The organism is Nocardioides humilatus (assembly GCF_008373755.1).
Taxonomy (GTDB): Bacteria; Actinomycetota; Actinomycetes; order Propionibacteriales; family Nocardioidaceae; genus Nocardioides; species Nocardioides humilatus.
In genome coordinates, this window is record NZ_VUJV01000130.1 from 1 (window position 1) to 464 (window position 464).

Genomic DNA, 464 nt, shown 5'->3' on the forward strand with positions numbered 1-464 from the left:
GGTTGTTTGAAGTACTGAGGAAGAACGGGGCGATCGAATGGATAACCGAATGGTTTGTTGTCCGGAACAACAGACTTGAATGGCTCTGACTCCTTAGGTGTCGGTTCATACGGATAGACGAATACAAACAGCTGGAAGGGGAATCCATCGTATGTACCCTTAGGCAGCATCAGCCTCGAAGGCATAGTGTCCGAGGAGTTGAACATGTCAGTAGGAATCTTTCCTTGGTCCAAGAGCTTGTAGATTTCGGCCATCGGTAAAGAGTCTTCTTTGAAGAATGCAAAGTCAGTAGATGAACGCGTTATCTGAGACTGGCCAGGGTTAACCTTTTGCACGAACCAGTCAAGCTCGTAGAAGTTCATCCAGTTATCTTCTAGGCTGAAGGGAAAGCCGTTCTCATCGTATTTAGGTCCAAGGAACATCTTGACGACGGCGTTAGTGGCAACATCAGATTTAATATCGAT

General features: G+C 46.3%; 1 protein-coding gene. It reads right to left on the bottom strand.

The features are described 5' to 3' along the window. Positions 1-464 (bottom strand): hypothetical protein (locus tag F0U44_RS24225; RefSeq protein ID WP_149730618.1); only part of this gene is annotated, 464 nt, incomplete at both ends.